The organism is Nocardioides sp. Z24_21, assembly GCF_058134345.1.
In genome coordinates this window covers 22852-36628 of record NZ_JBYTTH010000001.1, presented here as the reverse complement: position 1 = coordinate 36628, position 13777 = coordinate 22852, and the positions used below count along the sequence as shown (strand labels likewise).

Sequence of the window (13777 nt, the reverse complement as noted above, 5' to 3'; positions counted from 1 at the left end):
GGCTGGGAGGATGACCGCGTGCCCGACTGGCCCGTCGTCCCCCTCTATGCGTTCCTCGTGGTCGTGGCCTTCTGCCGGGCCGGAGGGACCTACCTGGTCGGGCGCGGTGCACGCGGCGCCGCGGGACGCCGCTGGTCGCTCGACAACGCCTGGCTGGCGCGCGGCGAGGAGGTCGTACGCCGCTTCGGCGCACCGGCGGTCACCCTGTGCTTCCTCACCGTGGGCGTGCAGACGGCCGTCAACCTCGCGGCCGGCACGCTGCGGATGCCGTTGCGCCGCTACGTGCCCGCCCTGTTCCTCGGCGCCCTGATCTGGGCGGGGGTCTACCTCACGGTGGGGATCGCGGTGGTGGAGACGTTCTGGGGCGGCAGCCGGCCGTGGGCGCTGCTGGGCGTGCTGGCCGCCGTGGCGGCGACGGCGGTGCTGGTGCGCCACCTGCTGCGCCGGCGCCCTCAGCACTGAGGATCCCCGAAAACTGGGTCGCGGCGGGGTCGCCGGCGGGTCTACTTTCGCGGGGTGACCGAGCAGCTGAGCATGAACCAGATCATCCATGCCGCCGTGCGCCGCGACGTCTCCCGCACCGAGCAGGCGCTGCGCGAGCTCCGCGAGGGCGACGCGGCGCGGGCCGCGCAGATCCGGACCGCCTGGCGCAACCTGCAGCGTGAGCTGACCCACCACCACGAGGCCGAGGACGAGCACGTGTGGCCGTTCCTCGAGTCGCGCGGCTTCGACCTCACCCTGCTCGAGGAGATGGAGGCCGAGCACGTCGCGATGAAGCAGGCCCTGGCCGCGGTCTCCACCAGCCTCGACGCCGTTGTCGCCGCCCCGACCATCGTCAACGCCACGGCCGCCGCCGACGAGGTGGCCCGCGCCCGCGAGGTCATCAACGGCCACCTCGACCACGAGGAGCGCGACGTCGAGGGCCCGATGGGGGCCCTCCACGACGACCCGGAGTTCAGGGCGCTGACCAAGAAGCTGCGACCGGCCAGCGCCGTCGACGCCGCCAACGCCCTCGCCTGGATGCAGGACGGTGCGGGCGAGCGCGAGCTGTCGTCGCTGCGCGCCGCGATCCCGGGCCCGGTGGTGACGGTGATGACCCGGGTGGTCGCCCGCCGCTACCGCCGCGAGGTCGCCCCCGTCTGGCGTTGATCGTCCTCGGCGAGCCTCTTGAGCGTCAGCAGCTGCCGACGCGCCATCACCAGGTCGCCCACCGACAGCAGCGGGGCCACCCAGTGGGGCGTCGCGGCGACCACCTTGAGCAGCAGGCGGGTGCCGTCGGGACCCGGCGCGACGGCGTACGTCAGGTGTGCGCCCATGATCGTCGCCGTCAGCTCGCGGCCGGGCACGACCGCCAGCACCCGTCCCTGGTCACCACCCAGCGCGCGGGTGAACGGGTCGCCGACCCGGGGCTCGGGCACGTCGAGGCGCTCGCGCGGCGACCTCCGCCCGAGGTTGTCGAGCAGGTCGTAGGAGTAGGGCGCGAGGCGCACCTGCCTCAGCCGGGCCCACACGGTCGCCGGCTCCGCGTCCACCGTGACGCCGCGCCACGCCTGCATCGTCGGCGCCGCCACGAAGGCGTCACAGCCGTAGCTGCGCCGTACCTCCTCGGGCCTGACGCCCCACCGGTCGCCGATCACGGGCCCCACGCTAGCCCGGATCGATGCACGCCGCTCGGTCCCAGGGAGGAGCCGCGCATGCAGCAGTAGTCTCCCGCAAATGGGGGAGACGACCATCGAGCCGCTCGACGACACGGCGGCAGCCGACTGGCTGGTGTCGGCCATCCCAGACCACTTCCACGGACGGGTCGTCGACCTCGTCACGAGCACGTTCCCTGCCTACGCACGGATCTTCCACCGTCCCGATCAGGGCCTCCCCAGCGGCGACCGTCCGAGCACGTGGGCCGCGATCGCCGACGACCGCGGCGCGGTGTTCCATCCCGCTGCCCAGTTCACCGACATGTCCCGGGAGGCCGATCGACCAGACACCGAACGGATACCGGGACCGCGTCTCGGGACGCTCGATCCGATCACCCTGCCGCTCATGGTCGCCCACCTGAGCGCGCACACCGACACGCCCGAGGTGTGCTGGTCCGCCCTCTGGGCCGGCTTCGGGAGCTCGCCCGCGCGATGGCGTGCCAAGCCCGCCTTTCGGCTGCCGGGCCGCCAGTACTGGCTGTTCTCGGGCGCGCTGGCTGACGTGGTCGCACTCTCGTCCGAGCTCGAGACCGCCGGGCTTCCCGAGACGTGGAGCAGGACGGTCCGCGCGATGGGCATCGTCCAGTCGCCCACGATCTGGTGGCCGCACGACAGGTCGCGGCTTGTCCACTCCGAGATCGACTACGACAGCACGATCGTCGGCGGCACGCCTGCGCTGATCCAGGAGCTCGTCGCTGATCCGGAGATCGAGGCCCTGCAGGTGGACGGGCACGTGTCGCTGTATGCGAACGGCGACCGGATCAACGGCTCGCATCCCAGCGGCCGGCCCCCGCTCGGCTGAGGGCGAGGACGACGATGAGCGGACCCCAGACCCGCGGGGGGAGGTCGGCCCGGGTCGCGCTTGCGCCGCCTCCCCGGCGCGAGGGTCCGGGGCGGCTCGGCGCTGGTTCGGTTCCGTTCGTTGCGCTTCCGCGAGCGCTGCGCGGAGGCCGATCCGGTCGTGGGCGCGGCGGCACCTGCCTCTGGCCCCGCCAGTTGGTCGGGGGCGGGGCGTGGGGCGGGGTCATGGTCGCCGAGGTTGGGGGATGCCCGGCGGAACCGACGCGGGTGGGTCGAGTGAGCGCGTGCCGGTCTGGTCACGGCGGTAGTGGTGGCCGTGCGGCGAGGTCCACTCGTACGCTCCCGGGTCGGTTGTCCGGTAGTGCCAAGCGGGTGGGTCTTGAGGCGGTGATGCGACCGGCACAGCGCGGCGAGGTTGTCGCTCCGGGTGGGGCCGGGCTGCGGTCTGCCCTCGGCTGCGGCGTCGTGGTCGTAGGGGGTGCCGTGGTCGATGTCGCAGCCCTTAGCGGGGCGGGTGCACCACGGGACGACACAGGTGCGGTCCCGGAGGACGACCTGCTCGCGGAGCTTGTCGGGGACGTCGTAGCCCGCTGCAGTGAGCTCCGTGTGAGGTCGATGACCGGTCTGATGGTGACCTTGGTGCGCGAGTCGGCACACCAGTCGCGGACCTGGTCGAGCAGCACCAGCCGCTGCCCTTCCACCACCCGAGCAGCCCCACTAGGACAGTCTCGTCCCCGCTGGGACACCCGGATCCGGGTGGTTGAGCGGGGTCGTGACCGCTCGAGGCGCCCAGTCGGCCCGAACCGCATCGTCCCGGCGAAGTGCACCTCCTGGTCGTGGAGGGTGGCGTGACGTGGGTCGACGTACAGGTAGTCGTCCTCCGGATCAGTCGACCGGTCGGGCGCGGCGAGGTCGAAGCGCTTGATGGCCTCGGCGACGAGCCGGTCGAGCTGCGCCGGACCCACCCGCCCCGCGACCGCGACGGCCGCAGCCCGGCCCCCACCACGAGCCCGCTGTCTCGCCACCACCACCGCCGACGCGCGGGCGAGCGGGGCGATCCTAGGATCGACCCATGCCCAGCACCCCCGAGCAGCCCTACCTCGAGCTCCTGCCCGCCGTCGACATCAAGGGCGGCCAGGCCGTCCAGCTGGTGCAGGGCGTGGACGGGTCGGAGAAGCGCTTCGGCGACCCGATCGAGGCGGCGTTGCGCTGGCAGGAGGCCGGCGCGGAGTGGATCCACCTCGTCGACCTCGACGCGGCGTTCGGGCACGGCCACAACCGCGACCTGCAGGCGCGCATCGTCGGCACCCTCGACATCCAGGTCGAGATGAGCGGCGGCATCCGTGACGACGAGTCGCTCGAGGCGGCGATGGCGGCCGGCTGCCGGCGGGTCAACATCGGCACGGCGGCGCTCGAGCAGCCCGAGTGGTGCGCCCGGGCGATCGCGACCTACGGCGACCGGGTCGCGGTGGGCCTCGACGTACGCGGCACGACGCTCGCCGCCCGCGGCTGGACGCGTGACGGCGGCGACCTCTACGAGACTCTCGCGCGCCTCGACGGCGAGGGCTGCGCGCGCTACGTGGTCACCGACGTCAACAAGGACGGCATGCTCCAGGGCCCCAACCTCCAGCTGCTCCGCGACGTGTGCGCCGCGACCGACCGACCGGTCGTCGCCAGCGGCGGTGTCACGACGCTCGAGGACATCCGCGCCCTGATGGGCCTCGTCGACGAGGGCGTCGAGGGGGCCATCGCGGGCACGGCGCTCTACGAGGGCCGCTTCACCCTCGAGGACGCGCTCGCCCTGACGAGGGGCGACTGAGCATGGAGTTCTTCGAGTACCACACCCGCCTGGCGGCGTACGTCCTGATCGTCGACGACCAGGACCGCGCGCTGCTCGCGTGGTGGAACGGCGAGGGGCACAGCGCCCCCGAGTGGTCGCTGCCCGGGGGCGGCATCGACTACGACGAGTCGATCATGGACGGCGTCGTCCGTGAGGTGTTCGAGGAGACCGGCTACCACGTGGAGCCGGGCATCCTGCTGGCCGAGCACCACTTCACGGCGCAGGGCCGGACCTTCGACGGCCCGTTCAGGTCGCAGCGCTTCGTCTTCGAGGCCACGATCACGGGTGGCGAGCTGGGCACGACCGAGGTCGACGGCTCGACCGACTACGCGCGATGGGTGCCGCTGGCCGAGCTGGAGGGCCAGCCGCGCTCGGAGATCGTCGACATCGCGCTGGCGGCGCGCGCACGAAGGCTGGCGCAGCGATGAGCCTCGCGATCCGGGTCATCCCGTGCCTCGACGTCGACGGCGGGCGGGTGGTGAAGGGCGTCAACTTCACCGAGCTGCGCGATGCCGGCGACCCCGTGGAGCTGGCGCGGCTGTACGACGCCGAGGGCGCCGACGAGCTGACCTTCCTCGACATCTCCGCCTCCCACGAGGGCCGTGCCACCACCATGGAGGTGGTCAGCCGCTGCGCCGAGGAGGTCTTCATCCCGCTCACCGTCGGCGGCGGGGTGGGCAGCGTGACCGACGTCGACCGCCTCCTGCGGGCCGGCGCCGACAAGGTCGCGGTCAACACGGCTGCGATCAACCGCCCGGAGCTGGTCGCCGAGATCGCCGACCGATTCGGCAACCAGGTGCTCGTCCTCAGCGTCGACGCCCGTCGGGCGACCGGCACGCAGAGCGGATTCGAGGTGACCACCCACGGCGGTCGCAGGAGCGCCGGGCTCGACGCGATCGAGTGGGCCGTGCGCGCCGCCGACCTGGGCGCGGGCGAGATCCTGCTCAACGCGATGGACGCCGACGGCACGACCGACGGCTTCGACCTGGACCTGATCAGGGCCGTACGCCGCGAGGTGAGCATCCCGGTCATCGCGAGCGGGGGAGCGGGGGCGGTCGAGCACTTCCCGCCGGCCGTCGAGGCGGGAGCCGACGCCGTGCTCGCGGCGACGGTCTTCCACTTCGGCACCCTCAGCATCGGCGAGGTCAAGGCCGGCCTGTCCACGGCCGGTCATCCGGTCAGGACGGCCCACCCGGAGTCGTAGGATTCGGCCATGCTGAAGACGCCCCGGCGCGTGGCGAAGCGCCACCTCGCCATCGCCGCCCTCGCGACCGCCACGGTCGCGCTCACCGCCTGCGCCCCGACCGACGAGGGCGACAGCGCCACCGACGCGACGTCGGACGCCTCCGGGTCCGCCGACTCCGCGAGCGCGGACGCGTGCACGCCCGACACCCTCGAGACCGTCTCCGAAGGCACCCTGACGATCGCGACCGACGACCCGGCCTACGAGCCGTGGTTCGTCGGCAACGACCCGGCCAACGGCGAGGGCTACGAGTCCGCCGTGGCCTACGCCGTCGCCGAGCAGCTCGGCTACACCGAGGACCAGGTCACCTGGGTCGCGGTCCCGTTCAACAAGGTGGTCCAGCCCGGGCCCAAGGAGTTCGACCTCGACATCAACCAGGTCTCGATCACCGAGGCCCGCCGCAAGGCCGTCGACTTCTCCTCCGGCTACTACGACGTCGTGCAGACCGTGATCACCAACGAGGGCAGCGCCATCGAGGGCGCCACCAGCCTGGCCGACCTGGCCGACGCCAAGCTCGGCGCACAGGTCGGCACCACGAGCTACACCGCGATCACCGACCAGATCCAGCCCTCGCAGGACCCCGCGGTCTTCGACACCAACGACCAGGCCGTGCAGGCGCTCAAGAACGGTCAGATCGACGGCATCGTCGTCGACCTGCCCACCGCCTACTACATGACGGCCGTCCAGCTCGACGACGGCACCATCGTCGGCCAGCTGCCGCTCGCGGAGGGCGAGCCGGAGCAGTTCGGCGCGGTGCTGGCCAAGGACAGCCCGCTCACCGAGTGCGTCTCGGCGGCCGTCGACACCCTGCGCGAGGACGGCGTCCTCGACCAGATCGGCCAGGAGTGGCTGGCCCAGCAGGGCGCTCCCGAGCTGTCCTGATGACGGACCGGGTCGCCGACGAGGCGCCTGGGGGGTGGCTTCCCTCCGCGGTCCAGCTCGAGCGTGACGACTGGCGGAGGCGCCGCACCCTGCGCAGCGCCGTGATCGCGGCGGGCAGCACCCTGCTGCTGCTCGGCGCGATCGGCGCCGCCGTCGTCGGCTCACCCGGCTGGGAGCGCGTCCGCGAGACCTACTTCGACTGGGACAAGGCGGTCTCGTCCTTCCCCGCGGTGCTCGACGGGCTCTGGCTCAACATCCGGGTCATGGTCGTGTGCTGGATCCTGATCCTGGTCGTCAGCCTGACGGTCGCGATCGTGCGGACCCTGCGCGGCCCGGTCGCGTTCCCGCTGCGGCTGCTCGGCACGGCGTACGTCGACGTGTTCCGCGGGCTGCCGCTGCTGCTGGTGATCTTCCTGCTCGGCTTCGGCGGCCCGGCCCTCAGCCTGCAGGGGCTCCCCACCTCGCCGCTGTTCTGGGGCGGCACCGCGCTGGTGCTCTCCTACTCCGCCTACGTCGCGGAGGTCTTCCGCGCCGGCATCGAGTCGGTGCACCCCAGCCAGCGGCTGGCGGGCCGGTCGATGGGACTGACCTACGGCCAGACGCTGCGCCACGTCGTGCTGCCCCAGGCCTGGCGTCGGGTCATCCCGCCGCTGATGAACGACCTCGTCTCGCTGCAGAAGGACTCCGGCCTGATCGCGGTGCTCGGCGTGACCGACGCGATCCGTCGGGCGCAGATCGAGACCGCGCTCGACTTCAACTACACGCCCTACGTCGTGGCGGGCGTGCTGTTCTGCTGCCTGACCATCCCGATGGCACGGCTCACCGACCGCTACGCCCGCAAGAAGGGCTACCACGGAGCAGGAGGACCTCTGTGAACGCTCCCACCGAGCTCCTGCGCCTCGCCGGCGTCCGCAAGTCGTTCGGCGACCACGTGGTGCTGCGCGACGTCGACCTGACCATCGAGCCCGGGCAGTGCGTCGTCCTCATCGGCGCGTCCGGATCGGGCAAGTCCACCCTCCTGCGCTGCGTCAACCTCCTCGAGGTCGTCGACGACGGCGTGATCACCTTCGAGGGGCGCGACATCACCGACCCGCGCGTCGACGGCGACAAGGTCCGCTCGCGGATGGGGATGGTGTTCCAGGCCTACAACCTCTTCCCGCACCTCGACGTCGTCGGCAACGTGACGCTGGCGCTGCGGCTGGTGCACGGGGTGGATGCCCGGGAGGCCCGGTCGCGCGGGCTGGCGATGCTCGAGCGCGTCGGCCTGGCCGAGAAGGCGACGGCCCGCCCCGACGACCTGTCCGGCGGCCAGCAGCAGCGGGTGGCCATCGCGCGTGCGCTCGTGGCCAACCCCCGCCTGATGCTGCTCGACGAGGTGACCAGCGCGCTCGACCCCGAGCTGGTCGGCGAGGTCCTCGACCTGCTCACCGAGCTCAAGGCCGAGGGCGTGACCATGCTGCTCAACACCCACGAGATGGCGTTCGCCCGCGACGTGGCCGACGAGGTGTGCTTCCTGCACGACGGTCACATCCACGAACGGGGGCGCCCCGATCAGGTGCTCGGCGACCCGCAGCAGGAGCGCACCCGGGCGTTCCTGTCCCGCATCCGCGCCTCCTGAGCGGGGGCGTGCAGCGGCGTACTGATTCGTCCGCTGTCAGTGCCGAGGAATAGCCTTGCCAGGTTGGGCGGTTGCTGTGAGCAACCGACCCGCGAGACGCGGATCACGACGAGGAGGCGGGCGACACCTGTGGGCGAGGACGCGAAGCTGCGGGGCACCACCACTCTCGACGGCTTCCGGGTCCTGTGGGTCGGCATCAAGCGCGAGCCCACGGTGTTCACGGTCGCGACGCTGGGCGCGGTGCTGTTCGGCGTCCTCACGGTGGCCGACGCCTGGGTGCTCGGGTGGGCCACCGAGCACGTCCTGATCCCCGCCTTCGACACCGGCGAGATCGGCACCGACATGCTGCTGTGGGTGGTCGCGCTGTTCATGGCGGTCGCGATCCTGCGCGCGGTCGGCATCGTCGCGCGCCGCCTCGGCGGCGGCATCATGTACTACCGGATGCAGTCGCACACCCGCCGCGGCGTCACCCGCCAATACCTCTCGCTGCCGATGGAGTGGCACCAGCGGCACCCCACGGGCCAGCTGCTCTCCAACGCCTACTCCGACGTCGAGGCGGCGTGGGCGCCGATCATGCCCCTGCCGATGGCGCTGGGCACGATCGTGATGATGGTCATCGCCGTCGTGCAGATGTTCGTCGCCGACGTCGTCATGGCGCTGGTCGGCCTGCTGGTCTTCCCCGCCGTGGTCGTCGCCAACCTGCTCTACCAGCACTACTCCTCACCGCTGATGACCCGCGCGCAGGGCCTGCGGGCCGAGGTCAGCGAGATCGCGCACGAGTCCTTCGACGGCGCGATGGTCGTCAAGACGCTCGGGCGTGAGGTCGAGGAGACCGACCGCTTCCGCGCCAAGGCCGAGGAGCTGCGCGACACCAACATCCGCGCCGGGCGCATCCGGGCCGTCTTCGACCCGACCCTGGCCAGCCTGCCCAGCCTCGGCGTGCTCGTCGTGCTGGCCGTCGGCGTCTCCAGGGTCTCCAGCGGTGCCACCGACCCCGGCGACGTGGTCACCGTCGCCTACCTGCTGACCATCGTGTCCTTCCCGATCCGCGCCATCGGCTGGCTGCTCGGCGAGTTCCCGCGATCGGTCGTGGGCTACCGCCGTGCCAAGGCGGTGCTCGACGCGACCGGCAACATGGCGTTCGGCTCCGACGAGCTGCCCCGCGACGCCACGGGCGGGGCACTCCTCGAGGTCGAGGACCTCCACTACTCCTACGACGCCGACGCGCCGCTGCTGCGCGGCGTCGACTTCGACGTCCGCCCCGGACGCATCGTGGCCCTCGTCGGCGCCACCGCGTCCGGCAAGAGCACCCTCACCAGCCTGATGACCCGCCTGGTCGACCCCGACGCCGGCCGGATCCGCCTCGACGGCCAGGACCTGCGCGGGCTGCGCAAGGGCGAGCTGCCGCGCGACGTCGCGCTCGTGCCGCAGACCGCGTTCATGTTCGACGACACGGTCCGGGGCAACGTCACCCTCGGCGCGGACGTGCCCGACGCGGAGGTGTGGGCGGCGCTGCGCACCGCGCAGGCCGACGGCTTCGTCGCCGCCCTGCCCGAGGGGCTCGACACCCGGCTCGGCGAGCGCGGCACGTCGCTGTCCGGAGGCCAGCGGCAACGACTCTCCCTCGCCCGGGCGCTCGTACGCCGCCCCCGGCTGCTGATCCTCGACGACGCCACCTCCGCGGTCGACCCCGAGGTCGAGGCCCGCATCCTCGCCTCGCTGCGCGACGACCGCTCGTCCGGCGACCACGAGGGATCGGGCGACGGACCGGCTGACGGATCGGCTGACGCAGCGGCCGCCTCCCTGGTCGTGGTGGCCTACCGCAAGGCCACGATCTCGCTCGCCGACGAGGTCGTGCACCTCGACGAGGGGCGGATCGTGGGGCGCGGCACCCACGCCGAGCTGCTCGCCACCAGCCCCGCCTACGCCCACCTCGTCAACGCCTACGAGGCCGCGCCCGAGACCGCACCCGAGACCGCCGAGACCTCGCCGGGGGCGGCGCCCGGCGCCGCGGCCGGTCCCGACCACGCCGAGGGGAGCACGCGATGAGCACCACGACCGCTCCGGCCACGGCCGGCACCCAGATGGACAGCGGTGCCGACATCGGCGCCCTCGCCACCATCCGGCTCGGCATGAAGTACTCGCCCGAGCTGCGCGAGGGCCTGGGCCGCACCCTGGTCTACGCCGTCATCGCCTCGTGCGGTCAGGTCGTCGTGCCGATCGCGGTGCAGCAGACGCTCGACCGTGGCCTCAACGGTCCCGGCGGGCCGCGCCTCGACTTCGTCGTGTGGATGGGCGTGCTGGCCGCCATCGCGATCGTCGCGACGAGCTGGGCGTCCTACAAGATGACGAGCCGTCTGTTCACCACCTCCGAGCGCGGTCTCGCGACCCTGCGCACGAGGGCGTTCCGCCACGTCCACGACCTCCCGCTGCTGACGCAGAACACCGAGCGCCGCGGCGCCCTCGTCTCGAGGGTGACCAGCGACGTCGACCAGGTGAGCCAGTTCCTGGTCTTCGGCGGGCTCATCTTCGTGGTCAGCATCGGCCAGATGCTGGTGGCGACCGTGCTGATGGTGGTCTACAGCTGGCAGCTCGCGCTGGTCGTCTGGCTGGCGTTCGCGCCCCTGTTCCTCTCCATCCGCTGGTTCCAGAAGAAGCTGTCGGCCGCCTACACCGTCGTGCGGCACCAGGTGGGTGTGCTGCTCGGCGCCATCTCCGAGCCGGTCGTCGGTGCGGCGGTCGTCCGCTCCTACGGCGTCGAGGACCGCACCCAGGCGCGCATCGACACCGCGATCAAGGACTGGCAGGACGCCTACACCCACGCGCAGACCTACACCGTCACGTCGTTCTCCCTGGGCGGCCTGTCGGCCGGCCTGGCCAACGCCGGCGTGATCGTGATCGGCGTGCTCCTCGGCTTCGCCGGCGACATCACGCCCGGCAAGGTGCTCGCCTTCGCCTTCCTGGTGACCCTGTTCGTGGGTCCGGTGCAGATGGGCACCCAGATCCTCACCGACGCCCAGAACGCCATCGCCAGCTGGCGCCGGGTGCTGGGCATCCTGGAGACCCCGGCCGACCTGGTCGACCCGGGCGACGACGGCGAGGTGCTGCCGCGCGGCCCGATCGACGTCCGGTTCGCCGACGTGAGCTTCGCCTACCCCGGCGGCCCGCCGGTGCTGCGCGACATCGACCTCGCGATCGCCGCGGGCACGCGGGTGGCGATCGTGGGGGAGACGGGCTCGGGCAAGTCGACCTTCGCCAAGCTGCTCACCCGCCTGATGGACCCCGTCGACGGGGCCGTGCTGCTCGACGGGATCGACGTACGCCGCATCGACGCGCGGTCGCTGCGGCGCAGCGTGGTGCTGGTGCCGCAGGAGGGCTTCCTCTTCGACGACACCATCACCGCCAACGTGCGCTACGGCAAGCTCGACGCCACCGAGGACGAGATCCGTGCGTCCGCGGTCGAGCTCGGCATCGACGACTGGCTCGCCGGCCTGCCGCGCGGCCTGGACACCCAGGTGGGCCAGCGCGGCGAGTCGCTGTCGGCCGGCGAGCGGCAGCTCGTCGCGCTGCTCCGCGCCCATCTGGCCGACCCCGACCTGCTCGTGCTCGACGAGGCGACGAGCGCGGTCGACCCGGCGCTGGAGATGCAGATCGGACGCGCCCTGGAGCGGCTGATGCAGTCACGCACGTCCGTCACGATCGCCCACCGGCTCTCCACCGCGGAGAGCGCCGACGAGGTGATCGTGGTCGACAAGGGTCGTGTGGTGCAGCGCGGGCCCCACCGTGAGCTGGTCACGCAGGCGGGCAGCGTCTACGCGGGCCTGCACGCGAGCTGGGTCGCGCAGCACGCCCCGGTGTGACAGGGGCGTCAGGAGGCCAGCAGCTGGCTGATCAGCAGGTCGGCGTCGAAGGAGTCGGACTCGGCGCCGGGCGCGATGACGGCGACGGTGCGGGCCAGGAAGTCCAGGACGTCCGAGGCGCGGGCCAGCAGGACGAGGTGGCCGTCGGGGGAGCTGAGCTCGATCGACACCATCGCGCGGCCGCTGAGGCTGCTGGCGGGGGAGACGTGGACGTCGCCGTCCCCGGCAGGCGACTCGGTGCCGCGGATCAGCAGGTCCCGGCCGAAGGTCCACACGAGGTTGCCGTCGGAGGTGACGAAGGTCATCGCGACGGCGAAGGGGTCCGAGCCGGCATAGCTGAGCACGGTGTCGATCTCGTGGCGGATGCCGCGGTCGTCGATGCACTCGACGGTGATGTCCAACGCGACGTCGGACAGGGTGTGCCCGCTTCCGGAGATGTTCATCGAGACTCCTTGTGGTCTCCGGGGCGAGAGTTTTCCCCGGGGTGCGTGCTCATGAGACGCCATCGCGGGGCGCTTGTGAGGCAAAACGCAGAAATATGACCCGTACCGGTCCAGACCGGATCTTGATGGAGGCTCGTGACGACCTTGACGGTATCCACCGCTTACGCCTGTGCGGGGGCGGCTGGGGAGGCCCGGTAGGTTTCTCCTATGACACGGGCAGCCAAGCGGGTCGTTCTGGAGACGCTGGGCTGGACCCTGCTCGTCCTCGGCGTGGCCGCTCTCTTCCTGCCCGGTCCCGGCCTGCTGGGGATCTTCGCCGGGCTGGCCCTGCTGTCCCAGCAGTACACGTGGGCGGAGCGCCGCGTCGAGCCGGTGCGGCTGCGCGCGATGATCGGCGCCGCCGAGAGCGTCGAGACCCGGACGCGCATCGTCGCGTCCTGCCTCGGCGCCCTGGTGCTCGCTGCGTGCGGCGTGCTGTGGATCGTCAAGCCCCCTGCGCCCGAGTGGTGGCCGGTCTCGGAGGCGTGGTGGCTGCCCGGCGGCATCTGGACCGGAGTGACGCAGGTCGCGTCCGCCTTCATCGCGATCGGGCTCATCGTCTACAGCTACCGCCGCTTCCACGGGCACCCCGAGATGGCCGACGAGCTGCGCCGCGAGGTGCGCGCGCGCCGCAAGACGGGCGACGACCGGAGCGGCGTCGGCACCGGTTCCTGACCCGATTCCGGGTCCGGGCACCGGATGGGATAACGTTCTGGCGAGCTCGGGCGATTGGCGCAGTGGTAGCGCGCTTCGTTCACACCGAAGAGGTCACTGGTTCGAACCCAGTATCGCCCACCGAGCAGAGCCGCCCCTGACCTGCAAGAACAGCAGATCAGGGGCGGTTCTCATGTGACCGGCGTGTCCACTGCGTGTCCACCAGCTCCTGCTCGGCGATGCGCCGCGGGCGCTCGGAGAGCGGCCGATCCGAGGTCCTCCACGCGGATCCGGAGGGTGCGCCGACCACATCGATACGCCGGGAGGTCGCCCGTGCTGATGTGTCGCCAGGTCGTCTTGGTGCACTCTCCGGCCGCTTCGGGTGACGTGTCGTTCACGCGGTGATGGAGCCCGTCTCAGCGACCACCACCGCGGCCTGATGGGCGCGATCGACGAGTGGGTGTGATGCCGGCGCCCGCTGGCCTGCTGGAGGGCGCTTAACTTACGCAGGTGGTGGCTGACCGAGGCGGAGTTCGCTGCGATGCCTCCCGGTCTGTGTCCGGGACGTTTGCGACCGGCCAGCACGGTCCAAGTTCGCGTCGGAACCGTTGACATTTAATATATTGTACGTAGTCTGTGCGTGATCCAGTTCACGACCAAGAGTCGGAGACGACGCATGAGACAAGTCACAACCGCCCCACAC

General features: G+C 71.8%; 14 protein-coding genes and 1 tRNA gene. 13 read left to right on the top strand and 2 right to left on the bottom strand.

Features of this window, described 5'->3' with window-relative positions; translation table 11 throughout:
- Positions 1-18 precede the first annotated feature (18 nt).
- Together AC3X7Z_RS00175 and AC3X7Z_RS00170 are read left to right on the top strand one after the other, a co-directional pair.
- Positions 19-462 carry a DedA family protein gene (locus tag AC3X7Z_RS00175; RefSeq protein ID WP_186341089.1) on the top strand — a complete coding sequence of 148 codons (444 nt, stop codon included), beginning with the start codon at positions 19-21 and terminating at the stop codon, positions 460-462.
- A gap of 54 nt (positions 463-516) precedes the next feature.
- Complete coding sequence (locus AC3X7Z_RS00170; protein ID WP_489974617.1) at positions 517-1149, top strand: hemerythrin domain-containing protein; 633 nt, start codon at positions 517-519, stop codon at positions 1147-1149.
- On the opposite strand, the gene AC3X7Z_RS00165 is transcribed toward AC3X7Z_RS00170, so the two are convergent.
- Positions 1116-1637 (bottom strand): hypothetical protein, encoded by a 522-nt coding sequence (locus tag AC3X7Z_RS00165; RefSeq protein WP_489974616.1) that lies wholly within the window; start codon positions 1635-1637, stop codon positions 1116-1118. The two genes, AC3X7Z_RS00170 and AC3X7Z_RS00165, sit on opposite strands and share 34 nt — an antisense overlap.
- 79 nt (positions 1638-1716) lie before the next feature.
- On the opposite strand from AC3X7Z_RS00165, the gene AC3X7Z_RS00160 reads away from it, so the two are divergent.
- The 9 genes from AC3X7Z_RS00160 to AC3X7Z_RS00120 all read left to right on the top strand — a co-directional run bounded on the left by AC3X7Z_RS00160 (position 1717) and on the right by AC3X7Z_RS00120 (position 11938).
- On the top strand, positions 1717-2496 hold the full coding sequence (locus tag AC3X7Z_RS00160; RefSeq protein WP_489974615.1) for a hypothetical protein: 780 nt from the start codon (positions 1717-1719) through the stop codon (positions 2494-2496).
- A 1071-nt stretch (positions 2497-3567) separates the two neighbouring features.
- Positions 3568-4314 carry a bifunctional 1-(5-phosphoribosyl)-5-((5-phosphoribosylamino)methylideneamino)imidazole-4-carboxamide isomerase/phosphoribosylanthranilate isomerase PriA gene (gene priA / locus AC3X7Z_RS00155; RefSeq protein WP_489974614.1) on the top strand — a complete coding sequence of 249 codons (747 nt, stop codon included), beginning with the start codon at positions 3568-3570 and terminating at the stop codon, positions 4312-4314.
- A gap of 2 nt (positions 4315-4316) precedes the next feature.
- The gene (locus AC3X7Z_RS00150) at positions 4317-4763 is read left to right on the top strand and encodes an NUDIX hydrolase (protein ID WP_489974613.1); all 447 of its coding nucleotides are present in this window, start codon (positions 4317-4319) and stop codon (positions 4761-4763) included.
- Positions 4760-5539: an imidazole glycerol phosphate synthase subunit HisF gene (hisF, locus tag AC3X7Z_RS00145; protein WP_489974612.1), complete on the top strand. Its 780-nt coding sequence runs from the start codon at positions 4760-4762 to the stop codon at positions 5537-5539. Before AC3X7Z_RS00150 ends, hisF begins: the two co-directional genes overlap by 4 nt.
- A 9-nt stretch (positions 5540-5548) precedes the next feature.
- Entirely contained in the window at positions 5549-6460 is a 912-nt protein-coding gene (locus AC3X7Z_RS00140; protein WP_489974611.1) for an ABC transporter substrate-binding protein, read from the top strand.
- Complete coding sequence (locus tag AC3X7Z_RS00135; protein ID WP_186341097.1) at positions 6460-7335, top strand: amino acid ABC transporter permease; 876 nt, start codon at positions 6460-6462, stop codon at positions 7333-7335. Before AC3X7Z_RS00140 ends, AC3X7Z_RS00135 begins: the two co-directional genes overlap by 1 nt.
- Positions 7332-8078 carry an amino acid ABC transporter ATP-binding protein gene (locus AC3X7Z_RS00130; RefSeq protein WP_186341098.1) on the top strand — a complete coding sequence of 249 codons (747 nt, stop codon included), beginning with the start codon at positions 7332-7334 and terminating at the stop codon, positions 8076-8078. The genes AC3X7Z_RS00135 and AC3X7Z_RS00130 overlap by 4 nt, the downstream gene beginning before the upstream one ends.
- A gap of 129 nt (positions 8079-8207) precedes the next feature.
- Positions 8208-10127: an ABC transporter ATP-binding protein gene (locus tag AC3X7Z_RS00125; protein WP_489974610.1), complete on the top strand. Its 1920-nt coding sequence runs from the start codon at positions 8208-8210 to the stop codon at positions 10125-10127.
- Positions 10124-11938: an ABC transporter ATP-binding protein gene (locus AC3X7Z_RS00120; RefSeq protein WP_489974609.1), complete on the top strand. Its 1815-nt coding sequence runs from the start codon at positions 10124-10126 to the stop codon at positions 11936-11938. The genes AC3X7Z_RS00125 and AC3X7Z_RS00120 overlap by 4 nt, the downstream gene beginning before the upstream one ends.
- Before the next feature lie 8 nt (positions 11939-11946).
- Here the strand turns inward: AC3X7Z_RS00120 and AC3X7Z_RS00115 are convergent, their stop codons facing one another.
- Entirely contained in the window at positions 11947-12381 is a 435-nt protein-coding gene (locus AC3X7Z_RS00115) for an SsgA family sporulation/cell division regulator (RefSeq protein ID WP_489974608.1), read from the bottom strand.
- 207 nt (positions 12382-12588) lie between these two features.
- Here AC3X7Z_RS00115 and AC3X7Z_RS00110 point away from each other — a divergent pair, with 207 nt between their 5' ends.
- On the top strand, positions 12589-13095 hold the full coding sequence (locus AC3X7Z_RS00110; protein ID WP_489974607.1) for a PGPGW domain-containing protein: 507 nt from the start codon (positions 12589-12591) through the stop codon (positions 13093-13095).
- A 48-nt stretch (positions 13096-13143) separates the two neighbouring features.
- Positions 13144-13215: transfer RNA gene (locus tag AC3X7Z_RS00105), tRNA-Val, on the top strand.
- The last annotated feature ends 562 nt before the right edge of the window (positions 13216-13777 follow it).

What these genes read in the sequence shown, in the direction of transcription:
- AC3X7Z_RS00160 (WP_489974615.1), top strand. Translation starts at nt 1,717, where the DNA reads ATGGGGGAGACGACCATCGAGCCGCTCGACGACACGGCGGCAGCCGAC.
- AC3X7Z_RS00115 (WP_489974608.1), bottom strand. Translation starts at nt 12,381, where the DNA reads ATGAACATCTCCGGAAGCGGGCACACCCTGTCCGACGTCGCGTTGGAC.
- AC3X7Z_RS00120 (WP_489974609.1), top strand. Translation starts at nt 10,124, where the DNA reads ATGAGCACCACGACCGCTCCGGCCACGGCCGGCACCCAGATGGACAGC.
- AC3X7Z_RS00135 (WP_186341097.1), top strand. Translation starts at nt 6,460, where the DNA reads ATGACGGACCGGGTCGCCGACGAGGCGCCTGGGGGGTGGCTTCCCTCC.
- hisF (WP_489974612.1), top strand. Translation starts at nt 4,760, where the DNA reads ATGAGCCTCGCGATCCGGGTCATCCCGTGCCTCGACGTCGACGGCGGG.
- AC3X7Z_RS00140 (WP_489974611.1), top strand. Translation starts at nt 5,549, where the DNA reads ATGCTGAAGACGCCCCGGCGCGTGGCGAAGCGCCACCTCGCCATCGCC.
- AC3X7Z_RS00150 (WP_489974613.1), top strand. Translation starts at nt 4,317, where the DNA reads ATGGAGTTCTTCGAGTACCACACCCGCCTGGCGGCGTACGTCCTGATC.
- priA (WP_489974614.1), top strand. Translation starts at nt 3,568, where the DNA reads ATGCCCAGCACCCCCGAGCAGCCCTACCTCGAGCTCCTGCCCGCCGTC.
- AC3X7Z_RS00110 (WP_489974607.1), top strand. Translation starts at nt 12,589, where the DNA reads ATGACACGGGCAGCCAAGCGGGTCGTTCTGGAGACGCTGGGCTGGACC.